We start from the raw sequence: 24,664 nt of genomic DNA on the forward strand, positions 1-24,664 counted from the left end.
CTCCTTTTTAATGACTGACATGTCACAATTGCTTAAATTTATCCATAACATAAGCTCTACTATCTTTATGATTCACAATAGCCTCTGGATAATCTTTTCCAATTTCAATATGATAAAGTTCTTGTAACTTACTCTTATATTTAGTTGGATCATGAATATACTTACTAATCACATCATTAAATATTTCTAGTTGTGTTTTAATAAAATAACCTTGCGCATCGAAACGCTCACTTTGACGTATAGGATTAAACATTCTGAAATAAGGCACTGCGTCCGTCCCCGTTGATGCTGACCATTGCCAACCATGTACATTAGATGCATTATCATAATCTATCAAATACTGTCTAAAGTAGTCCTCACCCCAAGTCCAATCAATAAATAAATTTTTCGTTAAAAATTGAGATACGACCATTCTCAAACGATTATGCATATATCCTGTACGATTTAGTTTCTTCATTGCGGCATCAACGATTGGAAAGCCAGTTTGGCCTTTTCTCCATACTTCAAAATGCGCTTTATTATAAGACCATTCCATACTTCGACACTTTTCAGAAAAGGATTTAGTTGCAGTTTCTGGATATTGTGTCATTAATACATAATAAAATTCACGGAATATAACTTCTCTTATAAAAGCTTCATAATTTGTTTCATCACTATCGTAACCTTCAAGTAAATCATTTATAATTTCACGAATATCGAGTAGTCCATAGGCTAAAGATCTACCTAATCCACTTACAAAATCTTGGGTTACATCGTCAGTCAATTTATCATAACGAACTATGTCACCATTTAAAAAATCATCCCAAGCTTTACGTGCTAACTTTTCTGCATCTTTACTGTTTGTGAATTTTAGATCACTTTGATTTAAACCCTTTTCCGCAATTTGAGCCAACTGCTTAACTTGATAACTTTTCTTAGGGGTACGTACTAAATCTTGACGATTTGCTTTATAAAAACTGGTAAACACTTTATAAGGCTGTTGTTGTTTATTAAAAGTCTTTGTTGGTTCAAAATAATGATTCACACGTTGTCCAATTACTGTAACTCGATGGTTTTCAAAAGCTTGTTTTACATGAGGATAGTCATATATTTCCTTGTGATAACTCATAATATCTTTTGCTACTAATACATGAGATAACGCCAATGTATCAGCTAAGTCACCTAACTTGTCATACGTGACAATATAAGGTTGTATGTCATACTTATCTAACGCATTTACAAACCCTTTTACAACTTTATGATAATAATCACGTTTGACTTCTGATGCGTCAGTTAAATCTTCTAAAGGTAAAATAAAATACAATTTATTTATTTCATTTTGGTGCTTCACTATATAATGAAACAGTGGATTATCTTTCGTTCTAAAAACTCTGTTAAGTATGACTCCTAAATGCATTTTATTGCCTCCCAGATTATTTTTACATAATAACTTTATCGAAATAGCTGAATTTGTATATTAAAGACTCTCACTATTATAATCGTCCTTTAACTTAGAATGATATTTTTCAATCATATACCCATTATAACTTGTGTATAATTCACTAAAAAAACAAAACCAATGTTAACACTGTACATATTATAGGCAACTTCAGGGTATATTATTATCAGAGGTGATTAAATTATGAATAACGAACAATTACAAAATGAAATTGAAAATATATTAAATACATCAAAAATAGGTGTCCTATCTACTGCACATAACAATACACCTAATAGTAGATACATGGTATTTTATAATGATGGACACACACTTTATACTAAGACAAGCATTGAGTCTAAAAAAATTGCTGAATTTAAAGATAATCCCAAAGCTCACGTACTTATAGGTTACGATGAAACGAATAATCGTAGTTTTCTAGAAATTGATGCTAATGCTGAAATACTGAAAGATCAAGAGACTATTGATTGGATTTGGAACAAACAAGATAAGTCCTTTTTTGACTCTAAGGATGATCCAAACTTGTGTGTGATTAAAATAACTCCTAAATCCATAAAGATTATGAACGATAAAAAATTAGACACACCTCAAACCATCACGTTTGATTAGTTAAAAAGGCGAGCCTGGGACATAAATAGATGTCTCAGGCTCGTTTTCAATTTGGCAGTAGGTGACTGAATTGAAAATGCGATTATATCAAGCTTTTTTCAATCCTAGTCACCCTTGCCGGGGTGGGACTACGAAATTTATATTAGAAAATTTGATTTCTGTCCCACTCCCGTTTTTTATATACCATCATTAATATCTGCTAACATAGCATCAACTGTAATTTTAGCGCTCGTCAATACAATTGGTACGCCTGCCCCTGGATGAACACTAGCTCCAGCAAAATACAAATTTTTGTAATCTCTGCTCACATTAGGTGGTCTGTAATAGTTACTTTGCGCTAAAGTAGGCATTAAACCAAAGGCTGCTCCAAATTTAGCATTATAATCTCCTTCAAAATCCTTAGGCGTATAAATAATTTCTGTCACAACTTGCTTTTTCAAATCTTTTAACGCTTTAATCGTAGAAAGCTTATTGTAAATAATATCTTTCACTTGTGTGATTGTTGACTCATCAGACCAATCCGTATCACCTGTTTTCAATTCTGAAACGGGCATCAGCACATAAATACCTGTTTGACCTTCTGGCGCTAACGACTGATCTTCCACACTAGGAGCGTATACATATATTGATGGATCTTGGGATATTTCCCCGGAAAATATTTCATTGATATTACTATCAAAATCCTTTGAAAATATAACATTATGTAACAAAATTTCTTCGGATAAATCTTTATCAACCCCTATATACATTAAAAAGGCAGAACAAGAATAGTCCATATTATCAATTTTCTGTGTCGTATACTTCTTAGGATGATGTTCATTTTTAATTAAAGATGAAGTAGCATATGGAAAATCAGCAGTACAAATCATTTTGTCATACTTTTCTATATGTCCGTTTACTTTTAGTCCCTCCGCACGCTTATACCTACTATCAATGATAATTTCTTCAACGTTTGCGTTGGTATAAATTTGAGTACCTAATTCTTCATTTAGCGTTTGAAGCGCTCTGACAAAGCTATACATACCACCTTTTATAAAGTGAACGCCAAACATTAACTCTATCATGGGTATAATTGAATACAATGACGGGCTTCGTTTAGGGTCGATACCTATATATAATGTTTGAAACGCTAAAATCTTTTGGATTTTTTCATTATCAACATATTTTTCAATTAAATTATCTGCTTTATCAAATGTTTTGAGTTTCATACCTTGATATATAGTAAAAGGATTATAAAAATCCGTAGGTTTCCTAAACGTACGTTCTAGAAAATATTTTCGTGCTATTTCGTATCTTTCGTATATATCTGTTAAAAAGGACATAAAACCATGCGTAGAGTTAGGTTCAATACTTTCAAGCATATCTCTTAATTGAGCAAGATCTGTAGGAACGCGAATTTGATCTGTTTCACTAAAATAAACATCATATATATGTGATAATTGTTTAATTTCCAAGTAATCATTCATATTTTTTTGAGCGTAATTAAAAACGTCTCGATAAATCTCAGGCATCATTACGATGGTTGGTCCCATATCAAATGTAAATCCATCTTGCTTGATCTGATTCATCCTGCCACCTATTTGTTGGTTCTTTTCATATAAATCTACTTGGTGACCGTTTGCTGCTAATCTTGAAGCTGCAGCTAAACCTGAAACCCCGCCGCCTATAACTGCAATCTTCATAATGTTTCACTCCTATTATATTTCGCACTAAGTTCACGATAAATTTTCATTTTTTTCAATTTGCTTACATATACTTTCTTATGCAACGTATAGTTTGCCTTCCTTACTTCCACAAGTATTTCATGATAAGCTATCGCAGCTAATTCGATAATGTAACGTACCTCTTCGTCAAAATAATTAATACTGTTTAATGCAATATCATATAACCTAACTGCCTCTGTAGCGTAACTTTCCCACAGTTCTATATAATTTGGCGTAACTCCTTCATAATATATAGAATGTAGATTAACTCGATATTGAGCTAATTTTTCTACACTTAGATAAATTCTTCCATTTTGAAAATCTTCGCCGACATCTCTTAAAATATTAGTTATTTGCATTGCCTTGCCTAAAGCAATCGCAGCTTCTTCAGCTTGCTCGAAATTATTTTCATTTGATGAAGTTAATATAGGAGTTAACAATTCACCGACAGTACCTGCCACACCATAGCAATACTCATATAAATCTGAATCAGTTTTCATTTCTTTTAAAACTAAATCTTCTTTCACATATTGAATTAAAGATTCAAAAGGTTTTTTAGGTATTGAATATGTATTCAATGTATTACTTAAAGCATTCATAATAGCTGCATCACTTTGATACGCTTGAATATAATCACAATCGCTATAAATCACATCTAAATCTCTAGCTATGCCGTTTAATTGCTCAAGGTCTTTGTATTTATCAATACTGTCATCTATAATTCTGCAAACTGCATAAATAGCCCAAATTGCTTTTTTCCTTTTTAAATCCAAAAAATCAAAGGCATATGAGAACGTTTTCGAATGTGTTTTCATTATATTATGACAGTGGTTATAATCTCTCTCTAGTTGATTCATTTATTGGCCTCCTCAGTATGCCTAAAACTACTTAGCACTTATATATAAACTAAAGTTATAAATCTATTCTACGGCCTTTCCAAAGTGTACGTTTGAACACATTTACATCTAACCATGATTTAAAAAATATTGCGACAAAGCATGTAAAAAGCAATGGATGACATAAACTCGCAATGAGATTAAAACTTCCTGTTCTTCGAATAAATATATGAAACTGTAGCGCATATATAAAATATAAAGTAATAGCTAATAATATATATAATAAACCTAAATTAATTGACAAAAGCACTGCTAAAATTGCTCCAAGTGAACCAAATAACCATAAAATCACAAACATAAGTGTGGATTTTTTAGTTATTTGAGAGCCAAGTGCAAAGTGTTTACTCCAACCCTCTAATAGCGCTTTATATCCTTGAGAATACATTCTAAAATTGACCACATCTTGGCCCTCGTACAAATTAACTGGCAAATCATATTTATGATATGCCTTACTTATTGCAAAGCCTTCAATGATTTGATTTTTAGCTTTCAAATGTCCTTGTGTCAATTTATAATCTTGCTTATTTGTCACAAGGACTGGTCCAAACGCGCCTTGCTCATTATTTGCTGATTTCGTGATTGAAAATTGATTCATACCTACGATTGTCATTAAATTAAAAATCGCCGATATATTTTCATATAGCTTTTTTATCTTGTGATAAGGTTGTATTGATAACAAACCTTTACCACCTTGTAAATCATATTGATTGGCTATATTTTGAATACTATCATCACAAGCAAACTGAACATCAGCATCAACAAACATCAATAAATCATGCGTTGCATATTTGCTACCTTGCCAACAAGCATGTGACTTACCTTGCCATGTAGTATCATTTTCAACAATATATACGCTCGCACCATAATATCTAGCAACAACTTGTGTCTCATCAGTTGAACCATCATCCATAACAATTACTTCTATTTCTTGCTCTTCACTTATACTGTTAAGTAATTTAGGTAAGTTCTCCGCTTCATTTCTAGCAGGTACAATAACACTGACGGCTGTCTGACCTCTTTCTTTTCCGAAGTTATTTATAATCGCTCGACGCGCATACATACACATTCCACTTATTAGTGATAGTATCGTCAATACTATTGCTATTATATAAAGTATCATTCAGCCTCAACTACTTTCTCCATTAATAATAGCTTCTGCTACTTGCATACCACTCAAAGTAACCATAGGCATACCAGCGCCAGGATTTACAGAACCACCTACAAAGTACAAATTTTTGAAGTACTGACTTTTTTTAGGAAATTTAAAACCTTTATTTTTCTTCTTATTGGAGACTACGCCATAGATAGCTCCTTTATTAGAATTGTATGTATTTTCTATATCATGTGGTGTCCATACGTCTTCATATACAATGTGCTTTCTCAAATCTTTCAAGCCCATGGACTCTAATTTATCCAATATACGTTCTTGGAATTGCAGATATTCTGCTTCACTAAATGGTTTATGCTGAATGTAAGGTATGTGTGGCAATATTTTTATATTCTCGTGTCCCTCTGGCGCCTGTGTCTTATCTGTTTTATTTGTATTCACTACATAAATAGTCGGATCTTCAGGCAAAACATACTGGTGAAAAACTTGATCATAATTAACTTTAGAATTACTTGAAAAGAAAAAGTTATGATGTTGAAGCTCTGGATAACTTTTGTCCACACCAAGATGCATGACATAACCTGAACTAGCTGGCTCAAATTTACGTTCCAATTTGTTTATTTGGTTTGCATCAAAATTCAATAAATACTTATAAACAGGGATTACTTCCATATTAGATATAATGTAATCTGCATATATTTCCTTATTACTTTCTATTGTTATCCCTGTCACCTTATTTTGACTATTATAATTGATACGTTTTACAGGGGTGTTAAAATGTATGCCCACACCTAATTTTCTCGCTAATTGTTCCATCGCTTCCGCTAACTTATGAATGCCACCATCTACGTACCACAAACCTTCCTCATGTTGCATTTGAGGTAATAAACTCAATACAGCCGGAGCATCATAAGATGAGGAGCCTACATATTTTATGAAATAACCTAGCATTTCTCTTAAATATGGGTTATCCACCCTTTTATTAATGGCTTGTTGCATTGTATGAAAATAATCGAATTGCTTTAAAGCTGAAAACGGACCATGATAACGAATAATTGCAAACATAGTATCTAATCCCTTACCAAAGTAGCTTTTTTCAGCAACTTGATGTATCTTTTGTGCGTAACTAAAAAACGAAGAAAGTTGCTCTATATCTTTATTTGTTAACGATTCATTATTTGTTAACGTATCTTCCATGGATTCATATAAATCTAAAATTTGGCCATCTGGATAAACGTTTCTAATCTGTAAACTTAACTTACGAATGCTAACATAATCTTCTAGCCTTTCATCACATCGTTGAAATAAGCGTTGAAATACTTTAGGCATGGTTAAAATTGATGGACCGAGATCAAATCCATAGTCATCTATGTCTAATCTATTTACCTTTCCACCGATATGCTTATTTTGTTCATATAAATCCACTTGGTAGCCTGCTTGAGCCATACAAATTGCGCTAGCAATCCCTCCCAAGCCACCTCCTATGACAACCACTTTCTTATTTCCCATTTAATCACCTTTTCTTTTTTGTAATTTATTATAAATACGTATTAACTTAGGGCGATTATAGCGCTGAACAATCATACAAGGCACATTAGCTATAATGACATATATAAAATTAATTATTTTAACACTTTTTGACGCTTTAAAAAACGCAATAACAGGAAATATGGATAGCAGATGAACCACCTCTGCACGTCTAGTTTCTAATATAAATCGCTGTATATCATTCATATTTTTAGATAAATCGAAAGTCGCTTTACTACTGATATTAGGGTTAAGATTTTGACCGTCTGGCAAATAATCTTTCCAATATTGCACTTTAACTAATTGTTGCCATAATTGACCCTCTTGTTCAAAATTCCAACTTCGAAAATAGTTATTATCTTTTTCTAAGAACTTATAACTAATACGAGTACCAAGTTGAGCAATAATCATTTGAACTATAAACCAATATAGCGCAATATATATAATCTTTTTCATCAATTTAATGCTCAGATTTCGCTGTATAGCTTGGGTTATCTTTATTTAAATACCAATTACCAGCTGTTAAATAAGTAGCAAAAGCGCTCCAAATCATATATGGAACTAGTAAAATGCCAGCAACTTTTTTTACATTGAAAAATTTTACAGTTGTTGTAACTACTGCGCCCAGTAATACAACACTCTCTATCAACGCACTAAAGCGTAATTTATATTTGAAGTATAATATCGACCATAGATAATTCAGGCTTAATTGTGAGTAATAAGCACCTTTCAAAGCCTTACTAGTAGATTTATTAGTCACTAATGCATAAGCTACGCCCATCGTTGTATAAAGTATTGGCCACACAATTGGAAAGACATAGCCGGGTGGTGAAAAAGGTGGTTTAACATTATTTTTATAATCTTTTCGCGCGTTTTTCACTGCAAATTTCCCTATAAATTTACCACCTGTAATTGGTGTTATAACTTTTATAATTGTTTTAATTATCTCGTTTACTTTCATAGTTGATCCCCTCTTTTTTTGTAAAAGTAACTAGCCTTTATTTTAGCCGTTACAGTTCGGCATTGGACATGTTATTTTTTCTAGCTAAATACTTTTTCAATCCATATACTTTCAAAACAATTGCACCTGTAATAACAATTGGCAAAATAAACTTCTTCATATTAAAGTATTCTCCTTTATTAGTTTTTTGGCTATTAATCTTGAATTTAAAAAGATTCATTACACTTTTATGCACTTTTGCTTGGGTATACTTATATACCCACCAAGGTAACGTCGGTTCATATTCTTGTAACGCTATGATACATGCGTCACTATTAGGTAATCTTCTAAACTCTAATCTCGCATTACCACCATCTGAATCTAAAGCGAAATCTCCACCAACAATTCGATATAAAATTCTCTCATTATTAGAAGCTTTAAAATCTTTACTTAATAATAGTAAGTCCTTATTTAAACACGGCACACTAATCGTAAAGTTATCTTCGTTAAAATCACTATTAACGACATTTAATGTAATTCTATTTAAAAAATTTGCATATGATTCTGCCAATTGAATCATATTTACATCTTTAGGTAAGACTACCCTTGATATTGCTCTAACATCTTTAATATCGCCCTTACGTGATGACTTCCCTTTCTTTTGTGTCTTAGTTTCTTCTTCCAAGGCATTACGCACACTTTCCTTATAATCAATCTTGCCTATAGAAATGTCTTTCACAATATTTTCATCATTTCTAATCATATCATGAATTAAGCTATCCATTAACGGATAGACCATTTCTTTTGGAACACCTGAAATAAGTTTCACCCAATATTTACTTAGCCAAATGGGAATAATAGGCAAATCTATCGTAGGTAATCGTTTATCTAGTACCTCTGCAGTTTGCTTGAACAGATCTTTATAAGTCATATGACTAGGTCCACCAATATCTATCGATTCGTTCTCATTTGGATTACGCTCTACAATTTTATATAAACCGTCAATCACGTCGTCTATTGCAACTGGCAATGTTGTATTATAAGCCCATTTTGGTAGTAACAGGCCAGGTAATCTTTCTACTAATTTTTTTAATATAGGGTAAGAACTTCCTTTAGAGCCTATAATCAAACCAGCTCTTAAAGTACTTACTGGTACACCATATGATCCTAAAATCTGTTCGCACTCTAAACGGCTTCTTAAATGTGGTGATAATTCATTTGTATTAGGTATCAAACCACTCATAAATACAATATGCTGAACTTTGTTATAACTTGCGGCTTTAGCAAAATTATCAGCTAATAATGCATCCATATCTTCAAAGCTCGCCTGCGTCAACTTAGCTGAAGGCATCATAGAATGGACAAGATATATAGCGATATCAATGTCCTCCATTACCTCAGTGATTTCATTTAAATCAAACAAGTCAGCTGCCTTCCAAGTAACATTGTGTTCATTTGATTTATTTTCTATATTTCTAGAAATAGCTATAATTTCATAGTTATCTTTTAATTTATTCATTAAGTGACTACCGATATATCCCGAAGCGCCTGTTAATAATATTTTTTTCATATATTTAGCCTCCAAATAGAAAAAGATGAGCAGGTAAACTTTACCTCAGCTCATCTTTTACGTAACGAGCTCACTTGCTCATTATCTTAATTGACAAGAGCTCCAAGTCTCTTACTTAATGTTGTACCCTTTTTAAAACTTTTCAATCTTTATTAGCACGAATTATGAAATAACTCTACGAAATTATCACAATTGTCTAGAAAAAAGGGATAATCTTACTTGCTTTAATGATGTCACTAGTGTAAAAAAACTCTTTCCCCTTTCCTGTATAAGCTGGAATTAATATCATATTTGCTTTAGCGCTATATAACCATTCTGTATTTAAACCAGAATTCAATATATCTTGATATTCTTGAAAAGTATTTTCCCAATTTTAAAATCACGAAAAATTCAACTGCTGATCCTTTTGAACCAGGTGACTTATACTAAATTTCATCAACTATATCTTGATTATAGTAGAACATCGTGTATGTATAATTTCGAATTAGAAGATTCATGCGATTAAATAATATATTTTGCCAATACTCGATTTCATGATTTTTTTCAAATCAAAAAATGAATCAGTTTTCTAATATAGAGTAATTAAATGGGAGCTGATCATGTAAAGCATTCATGTATGCAAATTCAATTGTATGATACTATTATTTATCAACTAATTTACACACCAAAATATTAAAAATCTAAATCCTAATAAACTCATATATTCAAGCTTTTGCCATAAAAAATATCACAAAAGTAACAACAGACTTCACCTTTTATATAATGATCCTTATTTTTTTCATCGCTTTTTTATAATAGTGCAAGTAAATAAAGCAAACAAGACCAGACAATAAGAATGCGAAGCTATATCGAAAAAGTAAACCTAATTGTCCAATTCCAATATGAAATAGCTCAAAAAATCTTCACTATAGTCAGTGAAATTTGCTACTTGAACATGTATAAAAACAACAAATATAACTGCCGAAAGTCATGGCTTTGAAAATTGAACTATCTCTTTAGGTTTAATCAATTTAATTAACCCTTCTAAGATTTTCCGGAAAATGTATAATAAATATTATTATTCATCATCTCTTCTTTAACTTTATTTATGATACGCTTCTGCGTATCGGTTAATGATGCGGTTTTTAATTATATAATTTCAATTAATAAGGTAATGAACAGTTTTTTGATAAATGTTATTCTTCTAAAATTCTTTTTAATTTACACACTAAAAAATATCCTCCTTAACAATAATAAGTTATTTAAATTATTGATTAAGGAGGATATTTTTATATCTATTTATTTCTCAATTTAGAACTAGATTTTTATCGTGCTTTCAGCTCATTTCCTGTCATCCATTTATGATTTTTAATGATTTTACCATTATCTTTGGATTTGTAATCAACTACGTAAACAGTAGTCTTTTTCACGTTATCTATATTGGCTGTAGCACCTTTCATACCAGACATATGACTTGCTTCTAATTTAACAGTATCGCCCTTACTAAATCCATCTTTAGGTGCATCTTTAATCTCTTCGTTTACGACCCATTTATGATTGTTTACTTTTTCATTTCCATTTGTGGGTTTATAACTTACAACATAGGCATATGTTTTATACGCACCTTTTACAGTAGCTTCTGCACCTTTCATACCTGGCATATGCCCTGCTGTAATCGTTACTTTATCTCCCACTTTAAATTCACCCTCATTAGTCGATTTCATATCTTCTGGAACTTTACTTTCATCATTATGCTTCATATGGCTCTCACTTTTTTGGTCATTAGTGTCTTTATCTTTTTCATCATTATTGGAGCAAGCTGATAATATTAGTAATGATCCTAATATCATAAAAAATAATTTTTTAATCATAATAAAACTCCTATCTTTTATTTTAATTTTAATGTAAAGGCATTAATTGCAACAATAACCGTACTTAGTGACATTAAAATAGCACCTATTGCAGGTGATAAAATCAAGCCGATAAATGCTAAAACACCGGCTGCTAAAGGTACAGCAACAATATTATAACCTGCACCCCACCATAAGTTTTGCACCTTGGTCTTTGTCATGTTTCCATAATCCAGATGAATGTGGGGATGGTGAGTTTTGAACAAATCCATTAAAATGTATCTGCTTCTTCGGCATATGTTTTTCCTCCTAAATGTAGTTTCGTTGTGCTTAATAGTGACTGTTGAGGAAATTTTAAAATTTAATTTAATATTTTTTGAATTACTTTACTCATTTCCTAAGATGAAAATTCTCAATATATAGAATTTTCAGATAATATATATGCTAGTAAATATAGCGAATATTATATACTTCGTCAACGCCAAAATGGTAAATGATATAAGAATAGTCGGATTAAATCGGTAAAATGTTTTTGTTTATTTTTAGGAAATCAAAATTTATCGATATTTGTGTTTGCTACTTACAATGGTATAAAATATAAAAGAGATTATTAAGTCACATATATAAGAATCATGAACAATTGAACGCAATTAGTACGGACATTCAAACATTATTAGATTTAAAAACAGAAAGGATACTATTGAATAATGAATAAATTACAAAAAGATGGTTATTCAAGATATGATTTAATGAAAAGTTTAAATTATGAGGGTATTGAACAAGATTATAATGAAATATTAGCGTACTTTGCTGATCTACCTGAAGATGATTATGCCCCTAACCTTAATAAATATAGAAGATACTCTAGAGCAATCGTGTTACCTGGCACAGAAGATGTTTTTTGGCTTCCTACCATTGAAAGAAATGGCGTTGATTATTCTGCGTATTTTCAAGGGAAGTTTAATCCAGAACATTCTGGCTCATATAGAGAATTCCATTCTATTGATGAAAATATAAGAAGTAATAAATTGTTGAACGATATTATAATAGCCAACTATCATGAAACGTTTTGGAACGAAGAGGATAAAATTTTACCGATTCATGTGGGTGTGCATTTCGTTAAATTGTATGTAGAAAATGACGGAGATAAAGCTGTTTCCTCACCGAACTGTTTACACCAAGACGGAGAGCCGTTTACTTTTGCTCATTTAATTGAAAGAAAGAATATTGTTGGTGGAACGAATGCTATCGCTGTACCGGAAGCTGCTGGGAATAATCCGGAAGATACTGATGAAAACAATATAATAGAAGTTTTTGAAATGGAGAACCCTTTAGAATCCTACGGCGTTTACGACCCTAATGTAAGTCATTATGTAAGTCCAGTTGAAAAAGGATCAGAACAAGGTACAGGTCTTAGATCTGTCATATTAATTGATTACCAACAAACAGTTGTTGCAGATGTCGATGAATAATAAAATCCCCCTACTTGTATAACAGTAGGGGGATTTTAAAGTTCATCATTACGGCAATAAGTTAAATTCAAACTAAAAAAGCAATGAAATAAGTGCGATTATAGGGAGCCCGCCTTGTTTTAAAATTATAGATTTTTGACTAGTAATTGTCCCATATATAGCAACTAAAATGATATAAATTAAAATACAAGTAATTAATTCTCTAGGATTATGGGAAAAGAACAGCGCATATAATAACATCACACCCAGAAGTCCATTGTATACACCTTGGTTTTTCATAAGAACCTTTAAATTGGGCTTTTTTAATTCTTCCTGCTTAATATTGAATATTTTACTAGTTCTAAGGGAAGTCGTTTTAATCGTTTGTAATATCATTATATATATAAATTCAATAGCAACTAATAAAACTAAAATTACTGTAACAATACTCATAAATGAATACACCTCTTTTTCAAATGAACTTTCCATATATTAATATCACAACTTTAACTGGGGAGTAATAAATTAAGTGATTTGAAGTAACTCTCCTTCAATAACTCCAATTCTTTTGTTCAATACTTCTTTTTGGTTATTCAAAACCCCTAAATGTACTTCTAATATTGTTTTTATATCTATTTCATTATCATATAGCATACCTGTATTTTTTTTGATTTCTTTTAAACTCATATTCAAATTACTTAAACATTTTATGAATTTTATCATTTCAATATCATCTTTACTATAGAGCCTTTTATTATTAGTGTCTCTTTCTATAAATTTTAATATCTCCTTTTTTTCATAAAATCTTAATTTACTTTTACTTATATCACATATGCTTGCTACTTGATCAATATAAAATTTTTCCAATGTAAGCACATCCCTTCTCTTAAACTAAGGTTTAACTGTTATATTATTATATAACCACACAAGAGGAGGAAAAACAATTAAAAAGCTTTGATTTTTATACTTCAATAGCAATCATTATTACAAGAAATAATTTTATTTAAGCAAGTCAGTTTAAACACTAATTAAAAAACAGTAAAACGGAGGATTATTATGCAAAATGAACAAATTGTATTAAACGAAAGACCAGAAGGATTACCTAAAGATGACACTTTTAAATACGAAGCAATCCAAACAGCAGAACCTAGTACGGGTGAAGTACAATTAAAATCTATTTATATTTCTGTGGATCCTTATATGCGCGGAAGAATGAATGATTCAAAAAGTTACGTTAAACCTTATGAAATCGGCAAACCAATTGATGGGCATGTTTTAGCGAAAGTTATAAAATCCGAAGTAGAATACTTGGAAGAAGGAGATTATGTTACGGGTGTCTTACCTTGGCAAAGAATAATCACTACTGATGCTAATCAAGTGACTAAAATACCTTCCACAGAAGTTCCTCTACATTTATACTTAAGCATTTTAGGAATGCCAGGTATGACAGCATATACTGGTTTGTTGGAAATAGGTAAACCAAAAGCAGGAGAAACAGTTGTTGTATCTGCTGCTTCCGGCGCTGTAGGGTCTGTAGTAGGACAAATTGCTAAAATAAAAGGCGCAAAAGTAGTTGGCATTGCCGGTGGAAAAGAAAAAACACAATATTTAACAGACACATTAGGCTTTGATGCGGCTGTTGATTATAAAGGCGATGATTTTGAAGCACAACTTGCCGCATCTGTACCAAATGGTATTGATGTATATTACGAAAACGTCGGTGGAAAATTATCAGATGAAGTTTTCAAACATTTAAATACATTTGCACGTGTACCTGTTTGTGGTGCAATCTCAACTTACAATAATACGCAAACTGAAATGGGACCAAGAATTCAGGAAACACTAGTTAAAAGCCAAGCCCTAATGCAAGGTTTTGTAGTAGGACAGTTTGCAGAGCATTTTAAAGAAGCAAGCGAACAACTTGCCAAATGGGTAGCTGAAGATAAAATAAAATCACAAGTAACAATCGATGAAGGTTTTGATCAATTGCCTAATGCATTTAGAAAACTATTTTCTGGTGAAAACTTCGGTAAACAAGTGGTTAAAATATCAGAGGAATAACTTGAGATATAATCTAATATAAAAGTATATGAGATAAAAAACACAATTAGCTTATAATAAAAATCTCACTCATCAAATAAGATGAGTGAGATTTTGTTATTTTTTATAAAGTTTTTGGTGAACTGTTTGCTTAAACTGTTGCGTAATCTTTTTTACCAAAGAATGTTACAAGTAATAACATAATTATTGATAGTGGCAACCCAATTAAGATTGGATGTAGACCAAACGGATGACCTAGTATTTGCCATATCACTGCTGAACCAAGCCCACTCCACATTGCAATGTTACCTGCAAGCTTCGTAGGTTTTTTCCAAAATAGACCGAACATCACTGGCGCAAGTAAGCCTGAAACTGACATTGCAGTACCTGTTACCATAAGATCTACTAATCCTGGGATCATAAGCGCCAATACTAAAGAAATCACAGCTACGATTAACACTGAAAGTTTACTATACTTTAGCTTATAGTATAATAAAACTATAAATTAGCTACACTTAACTAAATAACTTTTATAAGGCAGGTTAGTAGATTATGCAAACAAATGAAACTAAAGGAATCTTTAATGCTACGGGGGCTAATATTTATTTTGAATCAAAAGGTAATGGTGAGAATATATTATTACTTCATGCTGGAATTGCAGATTCACGTATGTGGGATAATGAATTCCACTTATTATCAGAAAAATATCGAGTAGTTAGGCTTGACCTTCCTGGATTCGGCTTAAGTGATTTCACAGGAGGAAATTACTCTTATAGTAATATTATTAATGAAATACTTACACATCTAGATATCAATCACACTCATATTTTAGCAGCTTCATTTGGTGGGAAAATAGCTATTGATTTTTATCTAGACCACTCAGAAAAGTGTCTGAGCTTAGCACTTTTGTCTCCAGCTTTAGGTGGGTGGGAAGATTCGTCTTTCCTACAAGAATATGAAGAAGAAGAAGAAAAACTATTACAAGAAGGTAAAATAGAAGAAATAGCACTGTTTAACTATAAAACTTGGATACTAAGAAATAGGTCTCCAGAACTTATCAATACAGATGTGAAGCAATTAGTTGTTGATATGCAGACGGAATTTTTAACTAAACCCGAATTAGATTATTCTTGCGAGGAAATAGAAACGAAGGATAATATCTTACAGATAAAAAATATTCAAGTCCCTGTATTAATTATTAATGGTGAGTATGATGTTCAAGATTTTCAAGATATATCTGAACTAATGAGTAATGAAATTCCTCATATAAAAAATTGCACATTAGCCTCAATTTCCTGCAACTGTTCCTCATTAGAATGACTTTTCAGCTTTGCAATCGCATATTCCAAAGCATCGCCACCATAGTAACCTGTTTTTTCCGCAAAAATCGTAGCATGAATCAGTGACTTCGTCTCATCCGCATCAAAAAACAAAGGTGCTTCAATAAAATCATTTAACAGCATGTAGCCACCATTATGTCCAGTATCTGAAATTATAGGCACGCCACTCTTTGAAAGTGTATCCATATAACGATACACCGTTCTTATATTCATTTCTAGCTTATCTGAAATTTGCTTTGCAGTAACCTTCTTATCTGAACTAAGCATCCATAGAATAGCAAGTACATTATCTAATTTAGCCATAATGTTTACCTCTTTCATGTAAATTCTCATCACGTATTTTAAGAACATGTTTCTTCAATGCTTTATCATGCTAATTAAATATTTCAAAATAAGTTTGTCATTGCTTTGACTTTTCCACCACAGTGCTTATTTTTTCTACCATTTCATCAATACTAAATTTGCTGGTATTTAATGCATGCTTATCTACCAAATATGGGTTATATTCTTTAACTTCCTCAATGCTAATTTCATGCCAAATTGGTAGTATAATAATATTATCTTCATTAATTTCTCTATTTAAAAAAGATATAAATTCATATTTACTCCAACCACTTTCAATAAAATTTCGAGATAAAAACACTACTACAAATCTTGAATTTAATATCCCCATATTCATCATTTGTGTTTGACTTTGACCTATTTCAAATACTTTTTCATCTTCAAATACTTTCAACCCTTTATCAGTCAATTTATCACTTAATTCAGACACATATTCTTCTTTGTCTAAATTTGAATGTGACAGAAAAACATCGTATTCAATGAGTTCTTTTTGTTTTGCAGATTGCTTTACTTGTTCTGACAATGCATTAATCTGTTCAGAATTTGAGAGAAGTTGAGTCATTATACTGTGGTTATCATTTCTTGAATTATTTATTGTTTTCTCTAATTTATCTTGTTGTTTACTGCGTTCTTTATCTAATTTAGCTCGAGTCTCATTAATTTTTCTTTCAATTTTACTGTATTCTTCATATAATTTTGATAACTCTGTTTGCTTTTCAACAATCTTCTTACGATTTCTTATTAGTTCATTAATATTACTTTTAGTAGGATTTCTCTTTTTACTTAATCTTTCAATTTTTCGTTCAAGCCTCTTTATATCACCCGTCAATTTACTCATTTTACTTGAAAGTTTTGCAGATTTAGACATCTCATTTTTTAATTTTGTTTCTAATACTGACATAAAATACCCCTCCGACAAGAACTTACGTTCCCTTTATTTGTATAACTATCTTAGCTTATATTTAAATAGAAGTAAATGATAATAAAGGAATGACTATATACATGACACTAAAACTAATTTCAAAGTATAACTCTGAATTCATGCAGGATATAATCAATCAAATAAACATATCGTTAGAAGATGTTGAAGGTTCATCAACAATTGAAGTCGAATTCGATAATGAAGGCAATTATACACGTTATCAATTTCAAAATAATAAACTTTATATAAAAAATATTTTACCAAATTTAATTTATTTGTTAGGTATTGATGATGGTGTAGATACTTTTATGCGTGGATTCAACGAAGGATTTTATGAAGCCTTAACAAGGTTTATGTATGCCTCAAACTTAGATGATCAATTTGAAGAGTATAAAAATGCAATTTTCACTTATTTGTTCACACCTAAAGGTAAACTAAAGGAACATGTACTATTAAAATTACATAATGATGGATCTATAGCTCTTGACGACACTACTTTTAAAAGAGCTACTGTAAATGCTACTTTTGGTTATAAAAATAATATACCTTTTAGATTTTACGATGAAAATAATCCGAATATCACATCACTGGATAATATGCTAAACACTGCTTTTACAATTAAAAATGGTCTCGAACGTAAAAACTATAATTATTCAAATAACTATTCCTCATCATATTCACATGAAGAATGGGAAAACTTAAATATGATTGCTGATATAAGTACACAAATCAATATAGATTTAAATGACAAAAATAATGAGATATTTCAAAGATATTTCACAAAAGAACAACTTATTTCATCTATAATACAGACACTATTAAATAGGTTCCCTGATATCAACACAGATGAAGAAAAACAGATAACTGTAAATCTAAATTCATTAATTGGTAAATTATCAAAAGACAACATTCGTGGAAGGTTCCCTTTTAGTGATGTACTAACAATTTTGTCTGTTTTTTATTTTAGATATTTGTACATAGACAGTAATACACATGCTAAACACAAAAATGCATCTGGCAACAATAGCTATTTTGCTTTACTATTTAACAAGCAAGAATTAAATATATTAAAAAAGCAAAAAGTTAATTATTCAGAACTCCAAGATTTTGAGGAACAAAAATTAAAATTCAACGCTGATTTTCAACAACTACATAACGACATAGATGAATTAACTGAAAATCACTTACACATTGTCTTCACAGATGACAAATTAGGAAATGAAGATGATGAAGGTGATTTTTCATCTTTTCATATCATCGATAATGAACTTATAAATGCATCAAATTTGTTTATACATAAATTATTTTATATGGATCAGCTACCATTTATGGAAACTTTGCTTAGTACTTTATCAGGTATTTACACTCATATTTGCGAGAACATGAATTTCTTTCATACAAATGCGCCTATAGAAGTTCTTAATTTGAGTAATCAAATTATAAAAACGACAAAAAAATGGAGTAATACAATAACACCTCTCCATGCTAAAAATGACCTAACTCATAGTAAATCAAATAAGTACGACCTAAACTTATTCATTTATGACTTTAAAATTTCTAGTGAAACTCATCTATCTCTAATTAATTCTATGAATGTAATTGATAATCTAAACTTGAGACAAAAATATTTTAAAAAATAATTACTACAACTCAATCTCTTTAGTACCAATCTTTATTCAACCTAACTGTCTAACCAATCATTCTTGGTTAGACAGTTAGGTTTATTTTTGTGTGATGTAATACACGTAATGAATCTTTATGATTCAGAAAAAATTATAAAGGCGGTAATTACTTATGAAGTATAAACCTATTCGAGTAATACAATTGTATGGAGCATCAAAGAAAGCTGCGAAACAAAAATACAGCGGAGAGACGTTCATCTTTAATGACTTAGTAAATCAGGTTGGCACTTTCAACTGTACTACTAATGAAATTAGAGAAGTAGGTCGCATGTTTGGGGCGTGGGAAAGAAAAGGATGCGACGCTCCTATCAAAAGAATTTCTAACAAATCTCCTATCCTGTATCAAAAAATTCGACTTTTTAATACAGGAGGTAAACGCTAATGGCTAACAACATCTTCGAGCAATATCCATACTGGTTAGATTCAACTGCATGGTATGAACTTATTCGAGCAAAAAACAAAAATGACGAAGATAAGATAATTCGTTTATCTAGTCCAATCATCATAGAAAACAAATTTCTCGACCCTACTACAGGGGTTGAGAAATTGACTATCACGGATGGCAAAAATATTGAACGTATTGAAACGTCAGATATTCTAACGACACAAAAGTTACCTAGACTGGTTATGTTTGGGTTCAGCATCAATGAAAAGTACATTAAATCACTAGGTAATGCACTACAATTAATGCGTCAATCACTGCCCATTTCTACATTGTCTACAGGTGTAGGTGTCTTAAGTACTGATGAAGGTACTGTCATTTCATTAGATGAACCATATCTTTCAAAAGACATCGAGCAGTCTCAGGCTGATGAAATCATTTGTGAAACAAAGTATGACTTACAACCTAAAGGTACATTTGAAGGCTGGTGGCAAATGTATCTTGATGAAGTAAAAGGAAACTTGTTACTGGAGCTTGCTGTGATATTTGGTGTTTCTTCATTAGTGACTGCGTTCTTAAAAACAAAGCATGAAGTCGAATATTTTGGCACGATATTTTCATTTATGGGGAACTCTAGTACGGGTAAATCGACTGCAGCGGCATTAGCAGTTTCAATAGCAGGTAATCCATCTAAAGGTGACCAAACATTATTCAGAGGTTGGAACGGCACCCGTAATGCAATTGAAGGATACTTAAGTAACAACTTTGGTGTTCCTATTGCCTTAGATGAATTATCAGCAGCTACCTTTAAAGATACAAATGGTTTACTTTATTCCCTAGCAGAGGGGCAAGGTCGTCTACGTGCTAATCGAGAAGGAAATGTAAAAAATCCTCACCACTTTGGATCTAGTGTGATTAGTACAGCAGAACACACAATATTCAAAGATGCTAGTGCAAATGATGGTTTGAGAGCAAGATGCATAGAAATTTCTGATGTCTTTACAACAAGCGCTGACAATGCAGACGCCATTAAAAAAGGAACATCAAAAAACTATGGACACGTAATGCCGTTAGTAGCTGAATACCTTCTAAATCGTGAATCTGAAGTAATCAAGTGGTTTTATAAAGAACACGATTGGTTCAAAGCACAGCTTAACAATGAAACAAACAATGTAGGTATACGTATGTTCAAGCGCTATGCCACCATTACGACTTCAGCACGAATATTAGAACGTGTAATCGCAACTCCTATCGATTTGGATGCAGTTAGAGAATATCTAGTTAGTTATCATGTAGATTCCGTAAGTGAGCGCAGTTTGGGAGCCAAGGCGATTGATAGTGTAGTTCAGTTCGTGGCACGCAATCGTAGTAAGTTTGCGGAAAATGAAAAACTCTCCATAATGACTGAAAATTATGGCCTTATTGAGCTGAAAGACGATCACATTCAAGTCAAGATGCTTAAAGATGTTTTTAAACATATGTTAGAAGAAAACCAATACCAAGATGTAAAAAATGTAATAGATAGTTTAAGAGCAGAAGGATATATCCAGATGGATTCCGATCGGATAGCTATCAAACGTAATGTCAAAGATACTCAAGGCAAAACAAAAACGATCTTGTTCTACCATCTTGTATTGCCTAGTGAGTTTGCACCTGTTCTCGGTTTAAGCTCAAATTCTGAACCATACACACCAACGCAATTTGATAATAATACAACAAATAAGGAATTACTCAACAAATTTGTTAAAGACGGTAGAGAATGGGAAGAAAAGGGCGATTTAGAACTCTAAATATGAATATCGCTACAACGCGCTATGTGCGTTGTAGCTCATTAAATTAATCGGAGGCATAAAAATGAAAACAAACGTCAACTTATTAAATTACACAATTGATTCGGTAGAAGTCGATGATCATCAAAAACCTATTGTCGTTAATTATATCGACAGATATTACCATATGCAACAATATGTATTAACTGAAACGGAACAGAAGCTACTAAAATTTTATCACTTGTACCCTGAATTCATAAATGAAAAAGAGATAACTGAACATTTTGTCCCAAGTACACGGTTAGAACGAATAACAATGCAACATGTTATCAATTCAATATAATTTGATATTTGGAGGTTGAACCATATGGACGAATTAATCACATTACTCGCTGATTTAGTGATTGAAGAAATTAATCATGCTGATGACTAATAATAACGCCCAACACCAGGCAGGTGTTGGGCTCATCTATCAATTCGTTCATAAATATATATTATCACTTTGGAAGGAGGAAACACGATGAAACAAGCAATGGGTTACTTACGACAGAGCACTACAAAGCAACAATCCTTAGCAGCACAAAAACAAACCATCAAGGTATTAGCCGAAAAACATAATATTCAACACATTACCTTTTATAGCGATAAACAATCAGGACGTACTGATAAGCGGAATGGTTATCAACAAATTACTGAACTGATTCAACAGGGACAATGTGACGTATTATGTTGCTATCGTCTAAATCGACTTCATCGTAATTTGAAAAATGCATTAAAACTCATGAAATTGTGTCAAAAATACCATGTCCATATCTTAAGCGTTCATGATGGCTACTTCGACATGGATAAAGCATTCGATCGGCTCAAACTCAATATTTTCATCAGCTTGGCCGAACTAGAATCTGATAATATAGGCGAACAAGTCAAAAATGGAATCAAAGAAAAAGCGAAACAAGGTAAACTGATTACAACACATGCACCCTTTGGGTATCACTATCATAATGGTACTTTCACGATAGACACAGTAAAATCACCAACAGTAAAAGCTGTGTTCAATTATTACCTTCAAGGTTATGGTTATAAAAAAATTGCGCAATACTTAGAAGCTGATGATAAATTCATTAATCGCAAGCCCTATCAAGTGCGTAATATTATCCTTAACCCTAATTACTGTGGCCGTGTTATCAATCAATACGGACAATATGAAAACATGTTCCCAGCTATTGTCAGTACAACGATATACGAAGAAGCTCAAGTTACCCGAACTCAGAAACAAGTCAAACGTAAGCCGTCAGAAAACCAACTCAAACAAAAAATCAAATGTCCCTATTGTCATTCGACACTCACAAACATGACTGTCCGAAAAACAGATCATTCATTGCGTTACTATGTCTGTCCGCAAAATATGAATAATGCTCGCTTTGTTTGTGAATTTAAAGGAATCAACGCACAAGAATTAGAAACAAGTGTTTTAGCGATTTGTCAGGACTTCTTTCAAAATCAACAGCTCTATTCAAAAATAAACCATACTATTCAACAACGACTCAAAAGACAAAGAGATGTAGAAACTAAAACTACACTCAATCACGAGCAGCTGATAGAAAAATTAGCCCAAGGCAAAATTGATGCAGAAACGTTCAGAGAACAAACGCGTTCATTACATCAACAATCAAAACCTTTATCATCAATCAGTGCGTATCAAATTCGAAATGCTTTCCAAAACATCATTCAACAACGTTTCACACTAAACATGCTGAATCCCTATATTGATGTAATTAGTATTACTAAAAACAAAACCCTTGCGGGGATCTATTTCAAAAATGAACCTCTAAACATTGTCAATCAAACGACGCAATCATCGATTGCTTAATAGATGAAAGGATGAAAAAATATGAATGAAATGAAGAAGAAGAGAATCGGAGCGTACATTCGCGTGTCCACAGAGAGACAAGTGGAAGGTTATAGTATAGATGGTCAAATTACACAAATAGAGCAGTTTTGCCAATTTAATGGTTATGACCTCGTTGATATATACGCAGATCGGGGTATTTCTGGAAAATCTATGAATCGCCCTGCACTACAGCGCATGTTACAAGACGCAAAAAATGGAAAGTTAGACTGTGTGATTGTTTATAAAATAAATCGTTTAGCACGTAATACTTCTGACTTACTGACAATCGTCGAAGAACTACATCGTCAAAATGTTGAATTTTTCAGCTTGTCTGAACGCATGGAAGTCAAAAATTCGACAGGTAAATTATTATTAAATATACTTGCAAGTTTTTCCGAATTTGAAAGAAATACCATTTTAGAGAATATTTACACCGGACAGCATCAAAGAGCCTTAGAAGGCTATTATCAAGGCAATATTCCTTTAGGATATTCTAATATACCTGATAATAAAAAAGAATTAATGATTAACCAACATGAAGCCAATATTGTGAACTATATCTTTGAATCATACGCCAAAGGTCATGGATATCGTAAAATTGCCAATGCACTCAACCATAAAGGATATGTAACTAAGAAAGGTAATCCATTTAGTATTTCAGCTGTTACTTATATTCTCTCAAATCCATTCTATATTGGTAAAATCCAATTCGCGAAATACAAAGATTGGAATGATAAACGTCGTAAAGGCTTGAATGATAAGCCAGTAATCGCTGAAGGTAAGCACTCCCCTATTATTGGCAAAGACTTATGGGATAAAGTCCAAGCACGTAAGAAGCAAGTAAGCAAAAAGCCACAGGTACATGGTAAAGGGACAAATCTGTTAACTGGAATAATTTTCTGCGAAAAATGTGGTGCAGCATATGCAGCTTCAAATACAACCAACACACTCAAAGACGGTACTAAAAAACGCATTCGGTATTATTCATGTAGTAACTTTCGCAACAAAGGATCAAAGGTATGTTCAGCCAATAGTGTTAGAGCTGATGTTATCGAAAAGTATGTTATGGATCAAATACTCGAAATAGTCAAAAGTGATAAAGTTCTCAAGCAAGTTGTCGAACGTGTTAATCAAGAAAATCAAATCGATGTAGCTTCACTTAACCATGATATTGCTTATAAACAACAACAATTTGATGAAATTAACACTAAACTTAAAAATCTAA

The 24,664-nt window shown here is 31.9% G+C and carries 24 protein-coding genes and 2 pseudogenes; 10 read left to right on the plus strand and 16 right to left on the minus strand.

Annotated features, from left to right (window positions below; translation table 11 throughout):
• Nucleotides 1–22 precede the first annotated feature (22 nt).
• Complete coding sequence (locus KA845_RS05385; RefSeq protein ID WP_103388343.1) at nucleotides 23–1,396, minus strand: cryptochrome/photolyase family protein; 1,374 nt, start codon at nucleotides 1,394–1,396, stop codon at nucleotides 23–25.
• 225 nt (nucleotides 1,397–1,621) lie between these two features.
• Here KA845_RS05385 and KA845_RS05390 point away from each other — a divergent pair, with 225 nt between their 5' ends.
• Complete coding sequence (locus KA845_RS05390) at nucleotides 1,622–2,047, plus strand: pyridoxamine 5'-phosphate oxidase family protein (protein WP_103388344.1); 426 nt, start codon at nucleotides 1,622–1,624, stop codon at nucleotides 2,045–2,047.
• Nucleotides 2,048–2,223: 176 nt separating this feature from the next.
• Here KA845_RS05390 and KA845_RS05395 read toward each other — a convergent pair whose 3' ends face one another.
• From KA845_RS05395 to KA845_RS05435, 10 genes and pseudogenes are all read right to left on the minus strand, one after another.
• Nucleotides 2,224–3,729 carry a phytoene desaturase family protein gene (locus KA845_RS05395; protein WP_103388345.1) on the minus strand — a complete coding sequence of 502 codons (1,506 nt, stop codon included), beginning with the start codon at nucleotides 3,727–3,729 and terminating at the stop codon, nucleotides 2,224–2,226.
• Complete coding sequence (locus KA845_RS05400) at nucleotides 3,726–4,607, minus strand: phytoene/squalene synthase family protein (RefSeq protein WP_103388346.1); 882 nt, start codon at nucleotides 4,605–4,607, stop codon at nucleotides 3,726–3,728. The genes KA845_RS05395 and KA845_RS05400 overlap by 4 nt, the downstream gene beginning before the upstream one ends.
• A 55-nt stretch (nucleotides 4,608–4,662) precedes the next feature.
• Entirely contained in the window at nucleotides 4,663–5,706 is a 1,044-nt protein-coding gene (locus tag KA845_RS05405) for a glycosyltransferase family 2 protein (protein ID WP_245338052.1), read from the minus strand.
• Nucleotides 5,707–5,772: 66 nt separating this feature from the next.
• The gene (locus KA845_RS05410; protein ID WP_210127840.1) at nucleotides 5,773–7,263 is read right to left on the minus strand and encodes a phytoene desaturase family protein; all 1,491 of its coding nucleotides are present in this window, start codon (nucleotides 7,261–7,263) and stop codon (nucleotides 5,773–5,775) included.
• Nucleotides 7,264–7,737: a glycosyl-4,4'-diaponeurosporenoate acyltransferase CrtO family protein gene (locus tag KA845_RS05415; protein WP_210127841.1), complete on the minus strand. Its 474-nt coding sequence runs from the start codon at nucleotides 7,735–7,737 to the stop codon at nucleotides 7,264–7,266.
• A gap of 4 nt (nucleotides 7,738–7,741) precedes the next feature.
• The gene (locus tag KA845_RS05420; protein WP_210127842.1) at nucleotides 7,742–8,242 is read right to left on the minus strand and encodes a TspO/MBR family protein; all 501 of its coding nucleotides are present in this window, start codon (nucleotides 8,240–8,242) and stop codon (nucleotides 7,742–7,744) included.
• Between the two features lie 49 nt (nucleotides 8,243–8,291).
• On the minus strand, nucleotides 8,292–9,791 hold the full coding sequence (locus tag KA845_RS05425) for an NAD-dependent epimerase/dehydratase family protein (protein WP_167868192.1): 1,500 nt from the start codon (nucleotides 9,789–9,791) through the stop codon (nucleotides 8,292–8,294).
• A 196-nt stretch (nucleotides 9,792–9,987) separates the two neighbouring features.
• Complete coding sequence (locus KA845_RS13160) at nucleotides 9,988–10,131, minus strand: hypothetical protein (protein ID WP_369946216.1); 144 nt, start codon at nucleotides 10,129–10,131, stop codon at nucleotides 9,988–9,990.
• A 964-nt stretch (nucleotides 10,132–11,095) separates the two neighbouring features.
• Nucleotides 11,096–11,641, minus strand: a complete 546-nt coding sequence (locus KA845_RS05430) for a YdhK family protein (RefSeq protein ID WP_000592150.1) — start codon at nucleotides 11,639–11,641, stop codon at nucleotides 11,096–11,098.
• A 17-nt stretch (nucleotides 11,642–11,658) separates the two neighbouring features.
• Nucleotides 11,659–11,829: pseudogene (locus KA845_RS05435) on the minus strand (copper-transporting ATPase); the annotation flags it as partial.
• A 498-nt stretch (nucleotides 11,830–12,327) separates the two neighbouring features.
• On the opposite strand from KA845_RS05435, the gene KA845_RS05440 reads away from it, so the two are divergent.
• Nucleotides 12,328–13,092, plus strand: coding sequence for a 2OG-Fe dioxygenase family protein (locus KA845_RS05440; RefSeq protein WP_210127843.1), 765 nt, complete (start codon nucleotides 12,328–12,330; stop codon nucleotides 13,090–13,092).
• Between the two features lie 72 nt (nucleotides 13,093–13,164).
• Here the strand turns inward: KA845_RS05440 and KA845_RS05445 are convergent, their stop codons facing one another.
• Nucleotides 13,165–13,524, minus strand: a complete 360-nt coding sequence (locus tag KA845_RS05445) for a DUF1304 domain-containing protein (protein ID WP_002511730.1) — start codon at nucleotides 13,522–13,524, stop codon at nucleotides 13,165–13,167.
• Between the two features lie 72 nt (nucleotides 13,525–13,596).
• On the minus strand, nucleotides 13,597–13,938 hold the full coding sequence (locus KA845_RS05450) for a helix-turn-helix domain-containing protein (RefSeq protein WP_002506307.1): 342 nt from the start codon (nucleotides 13,936–13,938) through the stop codon (nucleotides 13,597–13,599).
• 189 nt (nucleotides 13,939–14,127) lie between these two features.
• On the opposite strand from KA845_RS05450, the gene KA845_RS05455 reads away from it, so the two are divergent.
• Nucleotides 14,128–15,132, plus strand: coding sequence for an NADP-dependent oxidoreductase (locus KA845_RS05455; RefSeq protein WP_002511731.1), 1,005 nt, complete (start codon nucleotides 14,128–14,130; stop codon nucleotides 15,130–15,132).
• A 130-nt stretch (nucleotides 15,133–15,262) separates the two neighbouring features.
• On the opposite strand, the gene KA845_RS05460 is transcribed toward KA845_RS05455, so the two are convergent.
• Entirely contained in the window at nucleotides 15,263–15,571 is a 309-nt protein-coding gene (locus tag KA845_RS05460; protein ID WP_228481663.1) for an SLC5/6 family protein, read from the minus strand.
• Between the two features lie 92 nt (nucleotides 15,572–15,663).
• Here KA845_RS05460 and KA845_RS05465 point away from each other — a divergent pair, with 92 nt between their 5' ends.
• Nucleotides 15,664–16,431 (plus strand): alpha/beta fold hydrolase, encoded by a 768-nt coding sequence (locus KA845_RS05465; RefSeq protein WP_107517540.1) that lies wholly within the window; start codon nucleotides 15,664–15,666, stop codon nucleotides 16,429–16,431.
• Here the strand turns inward: KA845_RS05465 and KA845_RS05470 are convergent.
• Nucleotides 16,389–16,754, minus strand: a pseudogene (locus KA845_RS05470) (helix-turn-helix transcriptional regulator); the annotation flags it as partial. The gene KA845_RS05465 and the pseudogene KA845_RS05470 sit on opposite strands and share 43 nt — an antisense overlap.
• Before the next feature lie 97 nt (nucleotides 16,755–16,851).
• A complete protein-coding gene (locus KA845_RS05475) occupies nucleotides 16,852–17,694 on the minus strand; it encodes a toll/interleukin-1 receptor domain-containing protein (RefSeq protein WP_194440955.1) in 843 nt (280 codons plus the stop codon).
• 101 nt (nucleotides 17,695–17,795) lie between these two features.
• On the opposite strand from KA845_RS05475, the gene KA845_RS05480 reads away from it, so the two are divergent.
• The 6 genes from KA845_RS05480 to KA845_RS05505 form a co-directional block, all read left to right on the plus strand.
• Nucleotides 17,796–19,355 (plus strand): hypothetical protein, encoded by a 1,560-nt coding sequence (locus tag KA845_RS05480; protein WP_210127844.1) that lies wholly within the window; start codon nucleotides 17,796–17,798, stop codon nucleotides 19,353–19,355.
• Nucleotides 19,356–19,509: 154 nt separating this feature from the next.
• Nucleotides 19,510–19,779, plus strand: a complete 270-nt coding sequence (locus KA845_RS05485) for a hypothetical protein (RefSeq protein ID WP_031838353.1) — start codon at nucleotides 19,510–19,512, stop codon at nucleotides 19,777–19,779.
• The gene (gene cch1, locus KA845_RS05490; RefSeq protein WP_210127845.1) at nucleotides 19,779–21,569 is read left to right on the plus strand and encodes a cassette chromosome replicative helicase; all 1,791 of its coding nucleotides are present in this window, start codon (nucleotides 19,779–19,781) and stop codon (nucleotides 21,567–21,569) included. Before KA845_RS05485 ends, cch1 begins: the two co-directional genes overlap by 1 nt.
• A gap of 64 nt (nucleotides 21,570–21,633) precedes the next feature.
• On the plus strand, nucleotides 21,634–21,891 hold the full coding sequence (locus tag KA845_RS05495; RefSeq protein ID WP_002434121.1) for a hypothetical protein: 258 nt from the start codon (nucleotides 21,634–21,636) through the stop codon (nucleotides 21,889–21,891).
• A 177-nt stretch (nucleotides 21,892–22,068) separates the two neighbouring features.
• Nucleotides 22,069–23,418 (plus strand): cassette chromosome recombinase CcrA, encoded by a 1,350-nt coding sequence (ccrA, locus tag KA845_RS05500; RefSeq protein WP_040030082.1) that lies wholly within the window; start codon nucleotides 22,069–22,071, stop codon nucleotides 23,416–23,418.
• A 21-nt stretch (nucleotides 23,419–23,439) separates the two neighbouring features.
• Nucleotides 23,440–24,664 (plus strand): recombinase family protein (locus tag KA845_RS05505; RefSeq protein WP_210127846.1); only part of this gene is annotated, 1,225 nt, incomplete at its 3' end.

This window comes from Staphylococcus sp. GDX8P114P-2 (genome assembly GCF_017892945.1).
Lineage (GTDB): Bacteria > Bacillota > Bacilli > Staphylococcales > Staphylococcaceae > Staphylococcus > Staphylococcus arlettae.